The organism is Flavobacterium piscinae (assembly GCF_004122145.1).
In the GTDB taxonomy this organism is placed as follows: domain Bacteria; phylum Bacteroidota; class Bacteroidia; order Flavobacteriales; family Flavobacteriaceae; genus Flavobacterium; species Flavobacterium piscinae.
This window is the reverse complement of record NZ_SBKQ01000003.1, coordinates 261,006-281,878: the sequence shown is the minus strand read 5'-3', so window position 1 is coordinate 281,878 and position 20,873 is coordinate 261,006. Positions and strand designations below refer to the sequence as shown.

Below are 20,873 nucleotides of genomic sequence, written 5' to 3'. Positions count from 1 at the left end.
TTTAGTTTGTTTGTTGTGGTTGTTTAGTGGTCTCTTTTGACTAACATGAAATAGTCATTTTCCAATGCCATATAACCTTGATCATACAAAAAATAATAGGTATTGCCGGTTTTGGTATGTAAAATGGAAGTAAAAAATTCAAAATCAAAACCTTTACTGAGTAATTTTGATTTGGTGGTTTTACTTTTTCCTTCCCCATTTAATTCACATAAAATACGGTAATTTTTCCGCAACTTGTTGTTGATGTTTCGCATCAAATTATTGCTGTCTTTGTTCATTTTGTTATTGTAGGCATTTCTACAACCGTCGCTGCAAAACTTTTTGTCTTCGCGACCGATGATTTTTTCACCACATTCTAAACAGTTTTTTGTCATAATTTCATTTTAAATTTTCAATGTCATTAAGTAAATTTTTACCTTTTCTTTCGATATCAGTTATAATATCTTGGTATTCTTCTAAGTTGTCTTTTCTAATTGAAATTTTTTGATTCATACTTTTTACATTTAAAATCTTAATTTCATATCCCCAGATAAAATTTCCGTCAATGATTTCAACCGCTTCCTCTATATTCCCTAGAAATCTTGTCATAATTATGTAATCAACATCTAGTTTTTCTATTATTGGAATACAATATTTTTTGTCATAAACTCCTTGAAAAGTGACTCCTACTAGTTTTTTATTTGGAAAAGGAACGATAGTAAAACCTTCTTTTTTACTAATTTCAGATTCAATAGTTCTATTAAAATCATTGTGACCATAACCGTTTGAACATTGCAAAACGATAACTTTTCTGATTGATTTAAGTTCATTTTTAATAGTATCTTTTTCAGAAATATGAACTTCATTTTTCCTCAATTCAGGGTTAACAATTATTTGTTGTTCTTCATTTTTTGAATTACAACTAATCATAAAAACCAATAATATTAACACTATTTTGAAAGACTCTTTCATACTATTTCAATTTCTTAATATTATATAAATCATGTCTTCTATCTTTCAAAATCCGAACCGTTCCAAATTCGTGTAATTGTTTCAGTAAATCTAAATCAACATCTACAATCAAGGTCATTTCAGTGTTAGGAGTCGCTTCCGCTTTGATTCCATTGCTTGGGAAAGCAAAGTCAGAAGGAGTAAAAACTGCCGACTGAGCATATTGAATATCCATGTTGTTTACCTTAGGTAAGTTCCCCACACAACCGGCAATGGCTACATAACATTCGTTTTCAATGGCCCTTGATTGAGCACAATGTTTCACACGTGTGTAACCATTTTGCGTATCAGTTAAAAACGGAACAAAAAGAATGTTCATACCTTCATCAGCCATTAAACGCGATAATTCAGGAAACTCTACATCATAACAAATCATGATTCCTATTTTTCCGCAATCCGTATCGAAGGTTTTGATTTGTGAACCGCCTTTCATCCCCCAATGCAATGATTCATTGGGTGTGATGTGAATTTTGGTGTACATTTCGCTGGTTCCGTCTCGTTTACACAAAAACCCAACATTGTATAAAATACCATTTTCCATGTACGGCATACTTCCAGTAATGATGTTGATGTTATAGGATATGGCATATTCTTGAAATCTTTTTCGAATGGGTTCAGAATGTTTGGCTAGTTCACGTATCGCATCAGCTTCGGAAAGATGATTGTAATCGGCCATCAACGGTGCGGTAAATAATTCCGGGAAAAGAGCAAAATCACTACCGTATCCGGAAACCACATCGATAAAAAATTCGGCTTGTTCAAAAAGTTGTTCTAAATTATTGAGCGGACGCATTTGCCATTGAATCAATCCTAAACGAATGACACTTTTTTTAAGGTTGATTAAATTCGGGTTTTCGTCATAATAAATATTGTTCCATTCCATCAAAACCGCATATTCGTTGGAACTTGTATCGCCAACCAAATAGTTTTTCATGATTTTTTTTACGTGAAAATCATTGCTGATTTGAAAAGATAAAACCGGATCATACAGTTCTTTCTGTTTTACTTTTTCGATGTATTGTTTAGGCGAAAGTTCTTCTTTGTAATCAATATAATTTGGAATTCTTCCGGCGAAAATGATGGATTTTAAATTTAATTGTTCGCATAATTCTTTTCGGGCATCATACAAACGTCTCCCTAAACGTAATCCTCTGTATTTGGGATGGATAAACACATCAATCCCATATAAAACTTCTCCTTGCGGATTGTGTGTGTCAAAAGAATAATTTCCGGTGATTTGAGCATACGTGTGATTAGCAATCACTTTTCTATAATCAATGATCAATGAAAGTGCGGAACCCACTACCTTTCCATCTACTAAAACAACCAATTGTCCTTCGGGGAAAATGGCGAGTAATTTTTCGATATGATGTTCTTTCCAATAGGAGTTTTCAAGCTCGCTATAGGCCTCCATCATCGAGTTTTTCAATTCTTTGTAATCGTCAATCTGTAAATTTCGTAATTCAATCTTCTTAATTGTTTCGTGCATATAGTTTTGTTTTTCTGCAAGATACAAAAAATATTTTCCGTTTACAAACGCTTACAAATATTTACAACCGAAAGTAAATGATTTTATACCGAATAAATTTTGCGAACCATTAAATCTTTGCATCGTCGAAACCAAACAACGACAAAAATAATTTATAAACCATTTAAAATTTTACACGCCATGAATGCATTAAAAAACAAAGTACAGTTAATCGGACACGTAGGAAAAGATCCAGTTATCAGAGATTTAGAAGGAGGAAAAAAAGTAGCTTCCTTATCATTGGCCACAAAAGATGTTTTTGTTAACAAAAGTGGAGATCAAAAAGAACAAACCCAATGGCATAATGTAGTTGCTTGGGGCAAAACAGCCGAAATCATTGAAAAATTTGTCGACAAAGGAAAAAAAATCGGTTTAACCGGGAAGCTGACTTCCAGAAGTTATGATGATAAAGAAGGCAATAAACGCTATGTAACCGAAGTCGTAATCAACGAATTGCTTTTGATGAACTAAGAAATAATTTCAATAGCAAAAATCAATTTCAATAACAAAAATCAATACTAATTAATTATTAAATTTTATACGCCATGAACACAATGAAAAACAGAGTACAGTTAATCGGTCATGTTGGAAATGACCCGGAAGTTAAATCTTTTGAAGGAGGAAAAGTAGCGAATGTAAACATCGCTACAAATGAAACGTACACCAATAAAAAAGGTGAAAAAGTAGAGCAAACCGAATGGCATCGTATTGTTGCTTGGGATAAAAATGCCGAAATCATTGAAAAGTTTGTAACTAAAGGAAAAGAAATTGCGATAGAAGGCAAGCTTTCTACCAGAAGTTATGATGATAAAGACGGCAATAAGCGATATATCACAGAAGTAGTGGTGAGTGATATTATGTTGATGGGTAAAAATGTTTAACCGCTCAATCTACAAATAATGAAAGTTAAACATTTTAGAGTTCGTGTGAGTGGGGAGCACTTGCAGAACGATCAAGACGCTATCAATCAATTTTTAACGGAAGTAACGGTTGAAAAAACAGCCACAAACTTTATCACAGGAATGATTGATTATTGGTCGGTTTTGGTTTTTTATTCACCAAAAACAGAGAAAATCAAGGAGAATAATGAAACCGAAAAAGTAGCCGTATTGAATTATGAAGAATTAACACAAGAGGAAAAAAACACATTAAATTCTCTTAAACATTGGAGAAGTGAAACCTCAAGTAAACTTGGTTTACCACAGTATATGATTTGTCATAATTCAGAGTTGATGACTATTGCAAAAATGCGTCCGGATTCTATTGATGATTTAAAGAAAATCAAAGGTTTTGGTCAACATAAAATCAATCGATATGGGAACGATATTTTATCGTTACTTCAAGTGGGTTAATTTTAGTTTTTTATTACTGAAAAGCGGAGGAGAATTCTTCCGCTTTTTTTGATTTTAGTGTTTTTGGAATGGTCTGAAAACCAAAACTTTTCAACACGAAATCGTTTTCGTTGTAGTGGTGTATAGGCGTAATGTTAAAACAAGTAAACTTTTATGTAACTTTATTATTCAATTCAGTAAAACTGTGAATAAATTAAGGCCCTTTTTAGTCCTATTACCGTTGTTTTTGGTTTCATTTTGTGCCTTAGGGCAAGTTGGAATCAATACGACTACTCCTTTAAGTACTTTAGATATTAACGGTAATTTAAATGTAAAAGAAATTGGTATTGTTAATCCAAACGTGCCGGGTTCTGCAGTACTAAATGGTGGTCCAGGAGGTTCTGCTACTCCAATCAATGACGGGGTTTACATTTCACTTACTCCAACCACAGGAAATGAAGAATTTATTTTACCAAATGCCGTAAATGTGCCGGGTCGAATATATGTTTTAAGAAATATTTCGAACACTATTCAAGCACAGCTTTACACCTTTGGAGGAATGTTTTTTTCAAAAAGTTCAAATACAAATACGGCTGCACCTTTAATTTTACCTCCAAATGCTGTTGGAAAATCAATCATTATCATCAGCGATGGTGCGAATTGGACTTATTTCAACTAAAAAAATCTTTTGCCGCTCGAAACGTGTTAGCATGGGCTTCAACTATCGTTTTAATTTCAGGAGAATAACCACCGCCCATGCTCACTTGAATGGGAATTTGATGTTTCAAACACTGTTCAAAAACCATTTCATCTCTTTTTTTACAGCCTTCAATCGTGCAGGATAATTTTCCCAATTTATCGGTCGCTAAAATATCAACACCAGCGAGATAAAAGATAAAATCAGGTTTTTGTTGTTCAATCAATTTTGGTAAACTTTCAGCTAAAATTTTTAAGTAGGTTTCATCATTGGTACCATCCAACAAAGCAATATCTAAATTTGAAACTTCTTTTTTAAACGGATAATTCGATTTTCCATGCATAGAAAAAGTAAAAACGGAAGAATTCTCTTGGAAAATCTCCGCTGTTCCGTTACCTTGATGTACATCTAAATCTACGATTAAAATCTTTTTTGCAAATTTTTGATTCAATAGAAGTTGAGCCGCAATGGCTTGATCATTCAACAAACAAAAGGCTTCGCCTCTGTCTGAATAAGCATGATGTGTTCCTCCTGCAATATTGAAAGCAATTCGGTTATCAAAAGCTTTTTGGGTTCCAATGATGGTTCCATTGGCAATACGGAGTTCTCGTTCCACCAATTCTGCCGATAAAGGAAAACCAATTTTTCGAGCTGCTCTTGGATCTAAACTTAATTCCAGTAATTCATCCACATACGAACGTTTGTGAACACTTAAAACAGCATCTAAATTCGCTACATCCGGTTCAAAAAAATCGGCTTTTTCTGCTGTTCCTTCATGAAGTAATTGTTGCGGTAACAATTCATATTTGATCATCGGAAACCGATGACCTTCCGGCAACGGATGTTTATAAATGGGATGAAAAGCAATCGGAAGTTTCATATTACAAAAGTGTCAGCACTTCTTGTAGCGATGAAAAGGCTTTAAAATTCGGATGATTTATTTCAAAATCAATTTTCTCGTATTCCCACGTAGTATGATACGGAATATGAACCGCATGACCACCAATGTTCAAAATCGGTAATACATCTGATTTTAAAGAATTGCCAATCATCAATAAATCTTCAGCTTTGCAATCCAAACGGCCTAACATTTTTTGATAATCGATTTCTTGTTTGTCACTCATTACTTCAATATGGTGAAAATAATGACCAATTCCGGAGTCATGTAATTTTCGGTGTTGGTCTTTTAAATCGCCTTTGGTAGCCATAATTAGTTTGTACTTGCCATATAATTGCTGCAAAACACCTTCTACTTCGGGTAATAATTCGACCGGTTTTTGAAGTAAATCTCTTCCAATCTGTATCACTTTTGCAATATTTTGACCAGAAATAGAATGGTTAGTCAATTCCAAAGCCGAATCAATCATAGACAACGTAAACGCTTTAATTCCAAATCCATACAACGGTAAATTCTTCACCTGATGGTTTAAAATCAAACCCAATATTTCCTGTTTGGAAGCAAAGTCCTGAAATAATTCGCAAAAACGTTCTTGAGCCTCGTCAAAATAAGGTTCGTTGTGCCATAGAGTGTCGTCGGCGTCAAAGGCGATGATGGTGGGTTGTTTTTTCATCATTAAGATATCAACGCCCCATTATCCACTCCATCCGCATCCGGATTCACAAAAACCAATTTTCCTTCTGCGTTGTTGGTCATTAAAATCATGCCTTGGCTTTCTACTCCACGTAAAGCTCTTGGGGCTAAATTTACTAAAACAGTCACACGTTTTCCTACCACTTCTTCAGGAGAAAAATGCTCTGCAATTCCCGAAACAATGGTACGAACATCAATGCCGGTATCTACTTTTAAGACCAATAATTTATTGGCTTTGGGCATTTTTTCAGCTTCCAAAATCGTTCCGACACGCAAGTCCAATTTCGAAAAATCTTCAAATGTTGCAGTTTCTTTTTGGGGTTCAACCGTTTTGTTTTCCATTTTATTTGCGGTTTTAGTGGCTTCTAATTTGTCGATTTGTTTTTGGATTTCAGCATCTTCAATTTGGGCAAACAATATTTCTGCCTGACCAATTTTGTGACCGGGTTGCACTAATTCGGATGATTTGGAAACTTTTTCCCAACTAATCAAATCATTTTTTAAAATAGTGATCATTTTTTTTGTGGTAAACGGCAAAAACGGTTCCGATAAAATTCCCAACGCGGTGGCAATTTGCAATGCCACATACATTTGTGTTTTCACCCGTTCCGGATCGGTTTTTACCATTTTCCAAGGTTCTTCGTCAGCTAAATATTTGTTTCCTAAACGAGCTACATTCATCAATTCACCTAATGCTTCTCTAAATCGGTACCGTTCAATAGATGAAGCAATCACGGCCGGATAGGCTTTTAATTCTGCCAAGGTTTGCTCATCCACTTCCGAAAATTCATTCGGTTGAGGCACAATTCCATCATAATATTTATTCGTCAACACCACCACTCGGTTGATAAAATTCCCATAAATAGCAGCCAATTCATTATTGTTTCTAGCTTGAAAATCCTTCCAAGTGAAGTCATTGTCTTTTGTTTCAGGAGCATTTGCTGTCAAAGCATAACGCAAAACATCTTGTTTATCCGGGAAATCAATCAAATATTCGTGTAACCAAACCGCCCAATTTTTAGAAGTCGATAATTTATTGCCTTCCAAATTCAAAAATTCATTCGCCGGAACATTATCAGGCAAAATGAAACTGCCTTCGGCTTTTAACATCGCCGGGAAAATGATACAATGAAAAACGATGTTATCTTTTCCTATAAAATGAACCAATTTCGTGTCGGCATCTTTCCAATACGGCTCCCAATCCTTGCCTTCTCTCGCTGCCCATTCTTTGGTAGAAGAAATATAACCAATAGGAGCATCAAACCATACGTATAACTTTTTGCCTTCGGCACCTTCTACCGGAACATCAATTCCCCAATCCAAATCTCGCGTTACGGCTCTTGGCTCTAAACCACCATCCACCCACGATTTTACTTGTCCGTAAACATTGGGTTTCCAGTCGTTTTTATGGCCTTCTAAAATCCATTCCCGTAAAAAAGCTTCGTAGCGATTCAATGGTAAAAACCAGTGTTTGGTTTCTTTTTTCACCGGAGTTGTTCCGGTTATCGTTGATTTTGGATTGATTAAATCCGTTGCATTCAACGTTGAACCACATTTTTCACATTGGTCTCCATACGCTTCTTCGTTGCCGCATTTCGGACACGTTCCCATCACAAATCGATCGGCCAAAAACTGCTGAGCTTGCTCGTCAAACAATTGTTCAGTGACTTCTTCAATAAAATCGCCGTTCTCATACAATTTTCTAAAAAAAGCAGATGCCGTTTCATGGTGAATTTTAGCCGAAGTCCGCGAATAATTATCAAACGAAATCCCAAAATCTGCAAATGATTTTCGAATAATTCCATCGTATTTATCAATCACTTCTTGCGGGGTAATTCCTTCTTTTTTGGCTTTCATCGAAATCGCCACGCCGTGTTCATCGCTACCGCAAATAAACGCCACATCTTTTCCTTGCAAACGCAAATAGCGGGCATAAATATCAGACGGAACATAAACGCCCGCCAAATGTCCAATGTGAATTGGGCCGTTCGTATAAGGCAAAGCCGCCGTAATCGTATATCTTTTCGGATTTTCTATCATAATTTCGAAATTGTATGCAAAAATAAGTTTTTTATCGCAGAGACACGATGTCAATTTCACACAGAATACAATTTATTTTTATCAGAAGCTAATCCGGCTATTCGTTACAACTCCTCGGCCTACAAGCTATTTTTCTACTGCTTTTCTGTGGCTTCCGTTTGTCGCCCCAAAAAGCAAAGAAAAATTAGCTTTCAGTCCTGCGGGGTTTCCACTGCTATCCGGGCTATACATTCGTGCAATAAATCATTTCAAAACAAATCAACTTGCTAAAACAAAGGATAATTTGTTTATTTGTTAAAAGAAAACCGGTGAACATGAAAAACGTTTTAACCCTTTTATTCCTTTCACTTTTTTTCACCACCAATGCTCAAATGGACAAAAAAATGATCACTCCACCGTATTTACAAAAAGGCGACACGGTTGCCATTGTTGCCACCGCCAGAAAACACCTTAATGACGATTTAAAATTGGCCCAAGAATTTTTGGAAAATTGGGGTTTAAAAACCGTAATCGGTTCTTCCATCGGGTTAGATAATGATCAATTAGCCGGAACGGACGAAGACCGAGCCAAGGATTTTCAAACGCAAATAAATAACCCCAATGTAAAAGCCATCTGGTGTGTTCGTGGCGGTTACGGAACCGTTCGGATGGTTGATTTGATTGATTTTTCTGCGTTTAAGAAAAATCCAAAATGGGTTATTGGATTTAGCGATGTTACGGTTTTACATAGCCATTTGAATACGCTAGGTTTTCAATCTATTCACGGCATGATGCCGGTTAATATTCCAAGAGCCACACCCGAAGCCAAAGAAAGCTTACGCAAAGCCTTGTTTGGCGAAAGCCTTTCGTATTCCATTCCGTATGATAAAATGAATAAGTTGGGTAAAGCAAAAGGCGAATTGGTGGGTGGCAATCTTTCCATTTTATACAGTTTGTTTGGATCGGTTTCAGCGATAGATTGCACCGATAAAATATTATTTTTAGAGGATTTAGACGAATATTTATACCACATCGATCGTATGCTGATGAACCTCAAACGCAACGGTTGTTTAGAAAGTTTGAAAGGAATTGTAGTAGGTAGCATGACCAAAATGAACGACAATGAAATTCCGTGGGGCAAAAATGCCTTAGAAATTATTCAAGATATTACCCAAAAATATAATATTCCAATCGTTTATAATTTTCCGGCAGGTCACATTCCGGATAACCGAGCGTTGGTTTTTGGGAGGCAAGTGACGTTGGAAGTTTCAGAAAATGGAACTAGTTTGAAGTTTGATTAATAATTATGATAATTATCTATTAGGAATCATTTCATAAATCAAAAATCGTTAATCAACAATCTTAAATCATAATGGCAAAACACAACGAACTCGGTCAAAAAGGTGAAGAAATAGCCGCTGATTTTCTTCAAAAAGCGGGCTATGAAATCTTAGAACGCAACTGGGTTTTTCAAAAAGCTGAGTTGGATATTGTAGCTCAAAAAGATAATATTTTGGCCATTGTGGAAGTCAAAACCCGAACCTCTGCCGATTTTGGTTTACCGCAAGATTTTGTAAAAGGAAAAAAAATTCAAAACATAGTTAAAGCCGTTGATCAGTATATGACTGAAAACGACCTGGATTTAGAAGTGCGTTTTGACATCATTGGTATTGTCCTAAACAACCAAGAAACTTCTATTGAACACATTGAAGATGCGTTTTATTATTTTTAGTAAATCTTTTTTGTTTATAGTTAAATAGCTTACTTTTAGGGGATTAAATTTTTTAGTTAAAATGGGAAAAGTAATTTTATTTTGGTTTTTGGGTTGTTTAACCCTTTTTGCACAACCTTTTCAAATAGGTAGAACTACTTTGAACCTTTTTGACGCTTCTCGAAATAGAACTATTGCGACTGAGGTTTTTTACCCGGCGGATACAAATGGAACAGATGTTCCGATAACGGTCTCTTCCAGTCAAACTTTTCCTTTGCTTTCTTTTGGACATGGCTTTGTAATGACTTTTGAAGCCTATCAAAATTTTTGGGAAGAATTGGTTCCACAAGGCTATATCATGGCCTTTCCCAAAACAGAAGGTTCAATTACTCCTTCTCACACTAACTTTGCGAAAGATTTAGCCTTTGTGATTGAAGCCATGAATGAGTTAAATTCCAATTCAAGTTCACTTTTTTTTTCAAGAATTTCTCCAAAAAATGCAGTGATGGGTCATAGTATGGGTGGCGGTTGTGCTTTATTGGCAAAACAATATTCAACTCAAATTAATCATGTGGTTACGTTTGCTGCGGCAGAAACCAATCCTTCTGCGATTTCGGCTTCCTCAACTATTGATTTGCCAAGTTTTACGATAGCGGGGATTAATGATTGTGTTACGCCACCGGCAACCAATCAATTACCTATTTATAATACCTTGCAAAGTAGTTGTAAAAATTATTTAGGTATAACAGGAGCGAGTCATTGTCAAATGGCTAATTTTAATTTTTTCTGTTCAGTTGGAGAAGGAACTTGTTCACCGTCACCCTCAATTACCAGAACAGAACAACATCAAATTATTTTTTCTTATCTCAATTTATGGCTAGATTATTATTTGAAAGAGAATTGTGTTTCAGGTGAACTGTTTGAGGCACTAAAAACAAAAGATAATGATAATGTTACCAACAGCAATTGTTTGTTATGTGAAAATTTATCACTTGCTAATTTAAATAATTCTTTTTTCGAAGTATCACCTAATCCGTTCAACGAGTCAATTTCGATTAAATCTAATAACGAAGTTTATTTTGAATATACACTTTATGATTTGAAAGCGAATAAAATTTTAGAAGGAAGAGGGATAAGCAATCTTCAATTAGAAACCTCCTTTCTTACTAGCGGAATATTTTTTCTGACTGTAATTCAAAACCAACAAACGAAAACAGTCAAATTAATAAAACACTAAATGTTATATTTGTAACAAATTGTTTTTATTTATATCTTTGCGTTGTTTTTTAAACGAAATGCTATGAAAACCATTTCTTCTGTTGTTGAACATTACATAAAGACCAAACCTTTTTTGCTGAGTGCCTTATCGCAAGGCATTATCAATCTCACTTCATTATCCCGAAACATGATGCCCGAATTGGAGCAGGAATTGGGTAAAGATGTCAAGCAAGGAGCGGTGGTCATGGCTTTAAAACGACTTTCGGAAGAATTGGATTTTAAAGTGAATCACAAAATTTTAAAAGTCTTAAAAAATATTGGTGAAATTACCGTTCGTTCTTCTTTAATCGACTATACATTTGCGGTTTCCGAAACTATTCTAGACAAACAAGCGGCTTTGATTTCCGAAATTAACAAAGAAAATGGTATTTTCTATACCTCTTCTCGTGGTGTGAATGAGACGAATATTGTGGTGAGTGAAAGTGTTGGGCATTTGGTTGACAGGCATTTTTCAGGCGAAAAATTGATTCAGAAATTAGAAAATTTAGCTTCTATTACCGTCAAATTACCCAAAGAAAACATCAGTATTCCAGGTATTTATTACTTTATTTTTCAACGTTTGGCTTGGGAAGGGATTATCATTAACGAAGTTATTTCAACGTCTAATGAGTTTACCATATTAGTAAGCGAAGAAGAAGTAGATGTGGCGTTTAAGGTTATTAAGGATTTGAAAAGCTTATAAAACTTATATGACTTATATGGTTAATTTTTTTTACCATATAAGTCATTTAAGTTTAAACCCTATTTGGTTGTTAACGCCCCATCAACTCCATCAATTCCAACGCCTTTCGAATCGATTTGACATGTTCAAACGTCAATAACAAACGTAAGCCACTTTTAGTTTCTTTCTCCTTCATTTTGCAAACATTGCCGTTTTGTTGCACAAATTGAAGTACTTTATGAAATCGTGAAGATTGATAATAATCACTCTGTTGATCACCTACAAAATAACCAATCATTTTGTCTTGTTTCATAATGAGTTTTTCAATGCCTAATCGTGTGGCAATCCATTTGATGCGGATACTGTTCAACAAAGCTTGAGCTTCTTTGGGTAAGGGTCCGAAACGGTCAATCAACTTTTGTTCATAAGCTAATAAACCTTCTTCGTCTTTTACGTTTCCGAGTTCGTTGTATAGATTCAACCGTTCATTAACGCTGTTGATGTAATCATCTGGGAACAACAATTCAAAATCGGTATCAATTTGAAGATCTTTGACAAATTCTTTGGTTTCTATGTCATTTTCCTCTTGATACAATTCTTTGAATTCATTTTCTTTTAATTCTTCAATGGCTTCGTTCATGATTTTTTGGTAGGTTTCAAAACCAATTTCATTGATAAAACCACTTTGTTCACCTCCTAATAAATCGCCGGCACCTCGAATTTCTAAATCTTTCATGGCGATATTGAAACCGCTTCCCAACTCACTAAATTGTGTTAACGCATTGATACGTTTTCTTGCATCTTCCGTCATTACCGATTGTGGCGGCGTGATAAAATAACAAAATGCTTTTTTATTGCTTCGGCCCACGCGACCACGCATTTGATGCAAATCAGATAAACCAAAATTATTGGCATTATTGATAAAAATCGTGTTGGCATTCGGCACATCCAAACCGCTTTCAACAATGGTTGTGGCCACTAATACATCAAATTCACCGTTCATAAAAGCCAACATCAATTCTTCTAATTTTTTGCCATCCAATTGTCCATGACCAATGCCAACGCGAGCATCAGGAACCAATCGCTGAATCATTCCGGCTACTTCTTTGATGTTTTCAATTCGATTATTGATGAAAAAAACTTGACCGTTTCGCTGAATTTCATACGAAATTGCATCCCGAATCAATTCTTCATTAAATCCAACCACTTGCGTTTCGATGGGATAACGATTGGGTGGCGGAGTAGTAATTACGGATAAATCTCTAGCTGCCATTAACGAAAATTGTAACGTTCTCGGAATCGGAGTCGCAGTCAACGTCAACGTATCTACCGTAGCCGAAATGGTTTTGAGTTTGTCTTTTACATTCACGCCAAATTTTTGCTCTTCGTCAATGATTAACAAACCTAACTCTTTGAATTTTACATCTTTGTTAACTAATTGATGGGTTCCAATGATAATATCTACTTTGCCTTCGGCTAAACCTTTCAGTGTTTCGGTTTTTTGTTTGGCGGTTCTAAATCGGTTTAAATAATTCACCGTCACCGGCATATCTTTCAAACGTTCCGAAAACGTTCGGAAATGCTGATAGGCTAAAATCGTGGTGGGAACTAAAACAGCGACTTGCTTTCCGTTGTCAACGGCTTTAAATGCAGCCCGAATGGCGACTTCAGTTTTACCAAAACCTACATCACCACACACCAATCGATCCATCGGGCGATCGCGTTCCATGTCGTTTTTTACGTCTTGCGTAGCTGTAATTTGGTCGGGCGTATCTTCATAAATGAAGGAACTTTCCAATTCTTTTTGCAAATAACTATCCGGAGCACACGCAAAACCTTTTTCCAAACGCCTTTTCGCATACAATTGAATCAAGTTGAACGCAATATGTTTAACACGAGCTTTCGTTTTTTGTTTTAAGGCTTTCCACGCATTGGAACCTAATTTGTAAATTTTTGGTGGCGTTCCGTCTTTGCCATTGTATTTTGAAATTTTGTGTAGCGAATGAATGCTCACATATACAATATCATTGTCGGCATAAACTAATTTGATTGCTTCTTGCATTTTGCCTTCCACCTGAATTTTTTGTAAACCGCCAAATTTCCCGATTCCGTGGTCAATGTGTGTGACATAATCACCTACTGAAAGTTGGGTTAATTCTTTAAGCGTAATGGTTTGCTTTTTGGAATAACCATTTTTGATACTGAATTTATGATACCGCTCAAAAATCTGATGATCAGTGAAGCAAGCTAGCTGATTTTCCTCGTCAATGAAGCCTTGAAAAAGAGGAAAAACAAGGGTTTTATATTGTTTACGGATGTTTTCGTGGTTTTCTTCATCTAAACTTTCAAAAATATCATGAAAGCGAATGGCTTGATTTTCATTGGAACAAAATAAGTAATTTTTAATTCCGTTAAAGTGATTTTCGTTCAAATCATTCAACAACAAATCAAACTGTTTGTTAAAAGAAGGTTGTGGTTTGGTATGAAATTCTATCGTTTTTTCGGATTTAAAAATCGAATTCAATCCAATTTCTACTATCGAAAAATCAAGTGCTTTTTTTACAAATGACGATTGATTGATGAAAAGTTCCTCCGGCGAAGCGTGTTTGATGTCTCCGGAAAGTTTCCCGAAAGCTTCTGTTGCTTTGTCGAATAATTTGTCAAATTGACTTAACACCATTTCCGTTTCTTGAATAAAAAGAACGGTTTTTGGATTTATATAATTGAGAAAACTTTCTCTGTTTTCCTGTAAAAATTTATTTTCTACGTTAGGAATGATGGAGATTTTCTTCTGTTTTTCTAATGAAAGTTGCGTTTCCACATCAAATGTTCGGATGCTATCGACTTCATTTCCGAAGAATTCAATTCGGTACGGATTGTCATTAGAAAACGAAAATACATCGATGATTCCGCCACGAACGGAAAATTCACCCGGTTCCGACACAAAATCGACTCGTTTGAAATTGTATTCAAACAACACTTCGTTGATAAAATCAATGGAAATTTGATCGGCAATCGCCACTTTTAGTGTGTTTTTATCTAGCTCTTTTCGTGTAACTACTTTTTCAAAAAGAGCTTCAGGATACGTAACAATAATGGATGGTTTTTTGCGGGAATTGATGCGGTTTAACACTTCGGCCCGAAGCAACACATTGGCATTATCGGTTTCTTCAATTTGATAAGGTCGACGATAGGAACTCGGATAAAACAGCACATCTTGGTCGTTGATGAGGTTTTCCAAATCATTCAAATAATAAGCGGCTTCTTCCTTATCATTAAAAAGTAATAGAAAAGGCAATTCCGTTTTTTCAAAAAGAGCTTGAATGACAAACGAAAGGGAAGAACCCACCAATCCTTTGATTTGCACTTTTTTTTCGGGAACAGCAATGTTTTCAGCTAATTGAATAATTTTAGCTGAAGAATTATAGGCAGAAGAAATATTTGAAACGTTCAACTAGTCTAGATTTTTTGGTGTTTCACGAACGGCTCGGGAAGTATCTAACATTCTGATCATATCGGCTTCACCTTGTTCCATAGGAATCAGTTGTTTTCTAATTAATTCATTGATTTGCAATTCGATAGAAGCTAATTGAAGGTTAATATCTGAAATTAAATCAATCACTTTTTTTTCGGGAATGGCATCTAAATGGATATATAATTCTAAGGAGCGAAAATTATTTAGTAAAACAGTAAACCTACTTTTAAATTCCGGACTGGATAAAGATTGCGGAATTGAATTCAAAAGTGCATCTGCTTTTTGGGTTAAGTTTTTTGATTTTTTTTGAAAAGCTCCAATCGAACTGGTTGGTTTTTGTTGCAATTCAGTGAGAAACAAACGCCATTCTGCCCAATCTTTGACTAAATTTTGAGAAGATGTTTCTAAATTCATTGCTCTAAATCGCCACGCCTTATCTATTTTTTTAAAGATTTCCTCCTTTTTGGCAACTTCTTTTTGTTGTTGAATCAATCGTTTCTCATTGTCTTCTTCACAAGAAAAAAGAAATAAGGCAGCAATACAGATAAAAAGGAATCGAATTTTCATCAAACTTAAATTAGATTTTCAAAAATACAAAGGTAAATTGAATCTTGGTTAATCACGTTAAAGCTTTCTAAAATAAAAGCCTTTTCTTAACAGTTTTTTGCTTTACGAAAACGTTATATTTGCATCATCAATACACAATTAAATGAGTGCAAAAATTCTAATCATAGGAGCGTGTGGTCAAATTGGAACCGAATTAACGCAACAATTACGAAAACTTTACGGAACCGAGAATGTAATCGCTTCCGACATCAGAAAATTAAATAATGATGTGGTGAATGATGGAATTTTTGAGGTTTTAAATGCTTTAGATTTTAATCAAATTGAGCATATTGTTGAAAAATATCATATAGAAGAAGTTTATTTAATGGCCGCGTTACTATCGGCTACAGCCGAAAAAAACCCTGCTTTTGCATGGGATTTGAATATGAATTCACTTTTTCATGTTTTGAATTTGGCGAAAGCCGGAAAAATAAAAAAAATATTTTGGCCTTCCAGTATTGCCGTTTTTGGACCTACTACCCCAAGAGAAAACACACCACAATTTACGATAATGGAGCCCACAACGGTATACGGAATTTCGAAACAATCCGGTGAACGTTGGTGTGAATATTACCACCATATTTTTGGAGTAGATGTTCGAAGCGTTCGTTATCCGGGATTAATTAGTTGGTCAACACCACCAGGAGGAGGAACAACCGATTATGCGGTAGATATTTATCATAAAGCATTAAGCGATGGGAAATTTGAGTGTTTTTTATCGGAAGAAACGCGTTTACCCATGATGTATATGGATGATGCGATTCGAGCAACGATAGAGATTATGCAAGTTCCAACAGAAAAAATAAAAATTCGTTCGTCTTATAATTTGTCAGGCGTAAGTTTTACCCCGAAAGAAATCGCAGCTGAAATTAAAAAACACATTCCTGATTTTACTATTTCCTATAAGCCTGATTTCCGTCAGAAAATTGCCGACAGTTGGCCGGGCTCGATTGATGATTCTTCCGCCCGAACCGATTGGGGTTGGAAGCACAATTATGATATGAACTTGATGACCGTTGAGATGTTGGAAAACCTAAGAAAATAAAGAATCACCACCTTAAAATTAAGTATGGTGATTCGGCACAGTTAAAGTAGGAGATATTTATTCCTGTACAATAGGTGCTCTAAGAGATTCTAAAACGTCAACAACTTCGCCAATTAAAGCTGGGTCTGTTACTCCGTTTAAACCGGCTGCAGCACCTACGTAGCCAATAAATTTATCATAGTCGGCATCGTTTGCTTTAACGCCCATTCTTGGGTTTTGAGCTGGGTCATGAGCCGCAACCATTCCTAAGCCGGAATAGGTGTTTGTGGCACCACCACCGGTATTTGCTGAAAAGAAATCCGTTAGGTTTTTACTTAATACGGCAACATTAGTTGTATTTCCGCCTACCACTTCACTAACAATTGGGGCAAAATGAGCTCCTAAGTTTCCTTGAGAATCAGCCACAATATCAGCCACAATTAATGTAATCGTGCTGTCAACTACAGAACGGTAAGACAACCTTCCTTGTTCAATCATTTGGCTAGGATTGTTTGGATCAGAAACCATAGCGGTCCCACCTAATTTTTGATAAAGAGTAAGTTCTGTAGGAGGTGTTGCAGCATCGTCGTCGTCACTACAAGAAACGAATGTAAATCCTGAAATAAGCAGGAAAGCAAAAAGGGATAATTTTGGTAAATGTTTCATAACAATTCTATTTAAGTTAATTAAAAATTCGTTGGATTCTTCGGGAAAATTTATAGCTAAAGCTATTTGTATTCATGGCCGGACACACTTTTTTGGAGGCCAATTCATCCGAAATCACAAAGCGTTTTGCTTGGTAGTTTCCTTTGGCTGAGAGTTGTGCAAAAACTTGTTCTGAGTTGGCAATTCGGTTGTCATGAAAGTAAACAACCACTCCTTTTTCGGGTACAATTTTGATGTTTTTTACGCCGTTAATCGATTTTAAGTTTCTATGAATTTCTTTCGACTTCAAAGAATCAAAGGGTTCTTTGAAGTCAATTCTACTAATTTGAATGGTAGCATTATCTACTTCAACAGGTTTTGCGGTTGCGATGTGAACTACAAGCACTAAGAAGAGCAGGAAGACAATTCCGGCAATGCTTCCTAGAAAGATTTTTACTTTTCTGTTAATTTTCATAACCAAGAATTTTGAGTTTGTTCTTCTTAGTTACGAGAAAAGTTTCTGGTTGGTTTTATAAAAGAGTTATTTTTTTGATTTTAATTTTTGAATGTAGATGGATTCGATTGAATCTTTCACGGCAATAACTTTATCTGATGTTTCATTTGGAATGGTCATGGAGAGCACATAATGTTTGATTTTCCATTTTCCGTTTACTTTTTCTAAAACACCTGAACCTCTACAAATTTTGAATGAGGTGTTGAGTAGTTCATCAAACCAAGCAATTTCATTGTTTTTATCAACATAAATGTTTCTCTCTAATGACTGAAAAGTCCATGCTTTACCTTTATCAAAATAAGGTTTTGAAAAAGCTTCAAAATCTTTTCTATTCCAATTTTCAGCGGCATCGGTTCCAATAAAAACAGCATCTTCAGTCATTAAATCAAAATAATTATCAAAATTGGCTTCGGCTGCAGCCTTATGCCATTGATTGATAACAGTATCAATTTCTTTCTTTTCTAATTCATTATTTGGCTTAGTTAAACAACCAAAAACAACTAACAATGTGATAAAGTGTGTTTTCATCTCAATTTATTTTGAAAGTTAAAGATACAAAAAAAGAGCACCAAAACCGGAAGTGCTCTTTTATCTTTGTTATTACTGATGGCAGTAAAAGTAATAACGAACTTAACTAAAAAACTAAAACATTTTAAGCCAAACCAATAAGCTTATGTCTTAAAAACGATAGCTAACACCGGAATATAAACCAATAAAATAGGGCCTAAATCCTCCATCGTTACGGCTAAACGTGTTGAGTTGATATTTAAAGGTAGGTTCAAAATTCGCTTGGAATGACTTCCAAAAACGATATCGAAAACCAAGTCCAACATTTGTGCTAAAATGAACGGAATTCAGGTTGTTTGCTTTGCCTAATTCGGCAGAAAAACCATCGGAAACCACCATTAAATTATTATTATTTAACAACAGCGTACTAAATCCGCCAATGACATCTATTCCAAATTTTTTATTGAGTACTTTATAAGATAGTTCTAAAGGAATCTCATAATATTCCATACTTTGTTCGATTGATCCTTGTTTGGTTGAACCAACAAAAGCTTCTGTACTGGCAAAATTTGCGTTTTGAACAACAATGGGTGCCGCATTTGAATTAGTCACAGAACTTAAGGAAGCCATAGGGCGACCTTGAAGTGAGGCATAAAATTCGATATCATTGGTAAGGTATTCAAAATTAACTTTGTTAATGCCTGTTCTAAGCGTTAGTTTTTTACTTACATCATAATTCACGCCTAGACCATAACTCATTGTGTTTTGGTATTCTTTATTGTTATTTGCAAATTGACTGTCGATTGGAGAACCGTTGGAAGATGAACCTAAATAAACAGGAGCAACATTTGAGGTAATCTGCCATTTGTTTTCTTTAGGTTCAACTTTAGGTTTTTGATCTTTTTCTTTTTCTTTTAGCAATTCTCCCAACGTATTCAATTCTTCTTTTGTTGTATTTAGTGATGCAACAGCAGCAGAATCAATTTTATTTTTATCAATTTTAGCGGAATGATCTTCCAATACAAATTGTTTCTCGTTTTTATTAATATTTTTTTCTGATAAAATTTCGGTTTTATTCTTTTCTGATTGTTGTGTTTTTTGATTATTCAAATTCGCATCAACTGTTGCTTTTTCTGTTTCAGAATTTGTTTTTAATTTAGTGTTTGAATTGTCAACAAATTCCGAATCATTTGTTTTAATTGAATTGATTTTGGTTTCTTGATTGTTTTGTTTTGTTTTATTGGTAGAATTTGAAACTAATCCTAAATTTTCTTTATTTTTTTGGTTTACTTTACTGCTACCGTTTTGATTATTTTCTTTTTTGGAAGCTTTTTCTGTGTTTAAATTTCCATTAGCCACAGCTTCATCGTTAGAAAACAATTGTTTTTCTGAATTACTATTTAATTTAATTGAATCATTTTCAACAGAATTCAATTGATTTTGATTGTTTTTTTCGTCTGAATCAACAATATTATTTTGACTTTCTTTTGAATTGACTTTTTCTTCAATTACTACCGGATTGGTAATTTCAATTTTTGATTGATCTAATAGTGCTCGAGTTCCTAAAAAACCAAAAATTAGCAAAGCGGCAACACCCGAGAGTTTATACCACAGCGGGATGATTCTTCTTTTTTTCTTTTTAGTAAGTTCTGCTTCGATGTTTTTCCAAACAATTTCCGGTGGAATTTCTTCAAAATCCTTGAATTGTTCTTGAAACAAACGGTCTAAATTCTTTTTATCTTTCATTTGGCTTCATTCATTTCATTCGACGCCTTATATTCTATTTTTTCTTTTAAAATCGTTCTTGCTCTCGACAAATTAGATTTTGATGTTCCTTCCGAAATATTGAGCATAACTGCAATTTCTTTGTGAGAATAATTGTCCAAAACATATAAATTAAAAACTAAGCGATATTTGTCCGGTAATTCCTGAATTATTTTGGTTAAAAATTCCATCGTTACGGTTTCTTCATCTACTTCGACATCAACCACGTCGGGATAGTTTTCACTTACAATTTCAAAAACACCTTGTGTTCTGTATTTTTGAAGAATGTTGTTAATCATAACCCTTTTAGCCCAACCTTCAAACGAACCTTTATTATCAAATTGATGAATTTTATTAAAAATAATTAAAAACCCATCTTGCAAATTATCTTGAGCTTCTACATAGTTTTTAGAATACTTGATACAAACACTAAACAACTTAGGAGATAATAATCTAAATAATTGTTCTTGTGCTTTAGTATTGTTGCTTTTGCATTCATGTATGAGTAGTTCTAGATTCACTCGCAAAGGTT

22 protein-coding genes are annotated in these 20,873 nt (G+C 34.8%); 9 read left to right on the top strand and 13 right to left on the bottom strand.

The genetic code is table 11. The annotated features are described in order from the left end of the window. Positions 1-23: 23 nt before the first annotated feature. Genes EQG68_RS04180 through EQG68_RS04170 form a run of 3 tightly spaced genes read right to left on the bottom strand, consistent with a single transcriptional unit; the run spans position 24 to position 2,479 of the window. Positions 24-374, bottom strand: coding sequence for a hypothetical protein (locus EQG68_RS04180; RefSeq protein ID WP_129463524.1), 351 nt, complete (start codon positions 372-374; stop codon positions 24-26). 4 nt (positions 375-378) lie between these two features. Beyond that, positions 379-951, bottom strand: coding sequence for a hypothetical protein (locus tag EQG68_RS04175; RefSeq protein WP_129463523.1), 573 nt, complete (start codon positions 949-951; stop codon positions 379-381). 1 nt (position 952) lies between these two features. Continuing rightward, a complete protein-coding gene (locus EQG68_RS04170) occupies positions 953-2,479 on the bottom strand; it encodes a bifunctional GNAT family N-acetyltransferase/carbon-nitrogen hydrolase family protein (RefSeq protein ID WP_129463522.1) in 1,527 nt (508 codons plus the stop codon). A 180-nt stretch (positions 2,480-2,659) separates the two neighbouring features. On the opposite strand from EQG68_RS04170, the gene EQG68_RS04165 reads away from it, so the two are divergent. The 4 genes from EQG68_RS04165 (at position 2,660) to EQG68_RS04150 (ending at position 4,528) form a co-directional block, all read left to right on the top strand. Continuing rightward, positions 2,660-2,989, top strand: a complete 330-nt coding sequence (locus EQG68_RS04165) for a single-stranded DNA-binding protein (protein WP_129463521.1) — start codon at positions 2,660-2,662, stop codon at positions 2,987-2,989. An 83-nt stretch (positions 2,990-3,072) separates the two neighbouring features. Further along, positions 3,073-3,399, top strand: coding sequence for a single-stranded DNA-binding protein (locus EQG68_RS04160; RefSeq protein ID WP_129463520.1), 327 nt, complete (start codon positions 3,073-3,075; stop codon positions 3,397-3,399). Positions 3,400-3,417: 18 nt separating this feature from the next. After that, positions 3,418-3,870 (top strand): HRDC domain-containing protein, encoded by a 453-nt coding sequence (locus EQG68_RS04155; protein ID WP_129463519.1) that lies wholly within the window; start codon positions 3,418-3,420, stop codon positions 3,868-3,870. A gap of 184 nt (positions 3,871-4,054) precedes the next feature. Next, entirely contained in the window at positions 4,055-4,528 is a 474-nt protein-coding gene (locus tag EQG68_RS04150) for a hypothetical protein (protein ID WP_129463518.1), read from the top strand. Here the strand turns inward: EQG68_RS04150 and EQG68_RS04145 are convergent. The 3 genes from EQG68_RS04145 to metG are packed head-to-tail and all read right to left on the bottom strand — an operon-like array spanning position 4,521 to position 8,177. Then, entirely contained in the window at positions 4,521-5,426 is a 906-nt protein-coding gene (locus EQG68_RS04145; RefSeq protein WP_129463517.1) for a histone deacetylase family protein, read from the bottom strand. The two genes, EQG68_RS04150 and EQG68_RS04145, sit on opposite strands and share 8 nt — an antisense overlap. Position 5,427: 1 nt before the next feature. Further along, the gene (locus tag EQG68_RS04140; protein ID WP_129463516.1) at positions 5,428-6,117 is read right to left on the bottom strand and encodes an HAD family hydrolase; all 690 of its coding nucleotides are present in this window, start codon (positions 6,115-6,117) and stop codon (positions 5,428-5,430) included. A 2-nt stretch (positions 6,118-6,119) separates the two neighbouring features. After that, positions 6,120-8,177: a methionine--tRNA ligase gene (gene metG / locus EQG68_RS04135; protein WP_129463515.1), complete on the bottom strand. Its 2,058-nt coding sequence runs from the start codon at positions 8,175-8,177 to the stop codon at positions 6,120-6,122. A 383-nt stretch (positions 8,178-8,560) separates the two neighbouring features. Here metG and EQG68_RS04130 point away from each other — a divergent pair, with 383 nt between their 5' ends. From EQG68_RS04130 to EQG68_RS04115, 4 genes are all read left to right on the top strand, one after another. Then, complete coding sequence (locus tag EQG68_RS04130; protein ID WP_129463568.1) at positions 8,561-9,457, top strand: S66 peptidase family protein; 897 nt, start codon at positions 8,561-8,563, stop codon at positions 9,455-9,457. 71 nt (positions 9,458-9,528) lie between these two features. Beyond that, entirely contained in the window at positions 9,529-9,888 is a 360-nt protein-coding gene (locus EQG68_RS04125; RefSeq protein WP_129463514.1) for a YraN family protein, read from the top strand. Between the two features lie 61 nt (positions 9,889-9,949). Next, positions 9,950-11,104, top strand: a complete 1,155-nt coding sequence (locus EQG68_RS04120) for a poly(ethylene terephthalate) hydrolase family protein (RefSeq protein WP_129463513.1) — start codon at positions 9,950-9,952, stop codon at positions 11,102-11,104. Positions 11,105-11,167: 63 nt separating this feature from the next. Continuing rightward, positions 11,168-11,827, top strand: coding sequence for an aspartate kinase (locus EQG68_RS04115; protein WP_129463512.1), 660 nt, complete (start codon positions 11,168-11,170; stop codon positions 11,825-11,827). Between the two features lie 70 nt (positions 11,828-11,897). Here the strand turns inward: EQG68_RS04115 and mfd are convergent, their stop codons facing one another. After that, positions 11,898-15,215, bottom strand: a complete 3,318-nt coding sequence (gene mfd / locus EQG68_RS04110) for a transcription-repair coupling factor (protein ID WP_394343607.1) — start codon at positions 15,213-15,215, stop codon at positions 11,898-11,900. Between the two features lie 45 nt (positions 15,216-15,260). Then, a complete protein-coding gene (locus tag EQG68_RS04105) occupies positions 15,261-15,848 on the bottom strand; it encodes a hypothetical protein (protein WP_129463510.1) in 588 nt (195 codons plus the stop codon). Between the two features lie 142 nt (positions 15,849-15,990). Between EQG68_RS04105 and EQG68_RS04100 the strand changes: the two genes are divergently transcribed. After that, on the top strand, positions 15,991-16,932 hold the full coding sequence (locus EQG68_RS04100) for an L-threonine 3-dehydrogenase (RefSeq protein WP_129463509.1): 942 nt from the start codon (positions 15,991-15,993) through the stop codon (positions 16,930-16,932). Between the two features lie 57 nt (positions 16,933-16,989). Here the strand turns inward: EQG68_RS04100 and EQG68_RS04095 are convergent, their stop codons facing one another. The 5 genes from EQG68_RS04095 to EQG68_RS04075 form a co-directional block, all read right to left on the bottom strand. Next, positions 16,990-17,577 carry a globin family protein gene (locus EQG68_RS04095; protein WP_129463508.1) on the bottom strand — a complete coding sequence of 196 codons (588 nt, stop codon included), beginning with the start codon at positions 17,575-17,577 and terminating at the stop codon, positions 16,990-16,992. 16 nt (positions 17,578-17,593) lie between these two features. Then, positions 17,594-18,031, bottom strand: coding sequence for a hypothetical protein (locus EQG68_RS04090; protein ID WP_129463507.1), 438 nt, complete (start codon positions 18,029-18,031; stop codon positions 17,594-17,596). A 66-nt stretch (positions 18,032-18,097) separates the two neighbouring features. Beyond that, a complete protein-coding gene (locus EQG68_RS04085) occupies positions 18,098-18,598 on the bottom strand; it encodes a nuclear transport factor 2 family protein (RefSeq protein ID WP_129463506.1) in 501 nt (166 codons plus the stop codon). Between the two features lie 150 nt (positions 18,599-18,748). Continuing rightward, positions 18,749-20,323 (bottom strand): outer membrane beta-barrel protein, encoded by a 1,575-nt coding sequence (locus tag EQG68_RS04080; protein WP_129463505.1) that lies wholly within the window; start codon positions 20,321-20,323, stop codon positions 18,749-18,751. Next, positions 20,320-20,862: an RNA polymerase sigma factor gene (locus tag EQG68_RS04075; RefSeq protein ID WP_129463504.1), complete on the bottom strand. Its 543-nt coding sequence runs from the start codon at positions 20,860-20,862 to the stop codon at positions 20,320-20,322. The genes EQG68_RS04080 and EQG68_RS04075 overlap by 4 nt, the downstream gene beginning before the upstream one ends. Between the last annotated feature and the right edge of the window lie 11 nt (positions 20,863-20,873).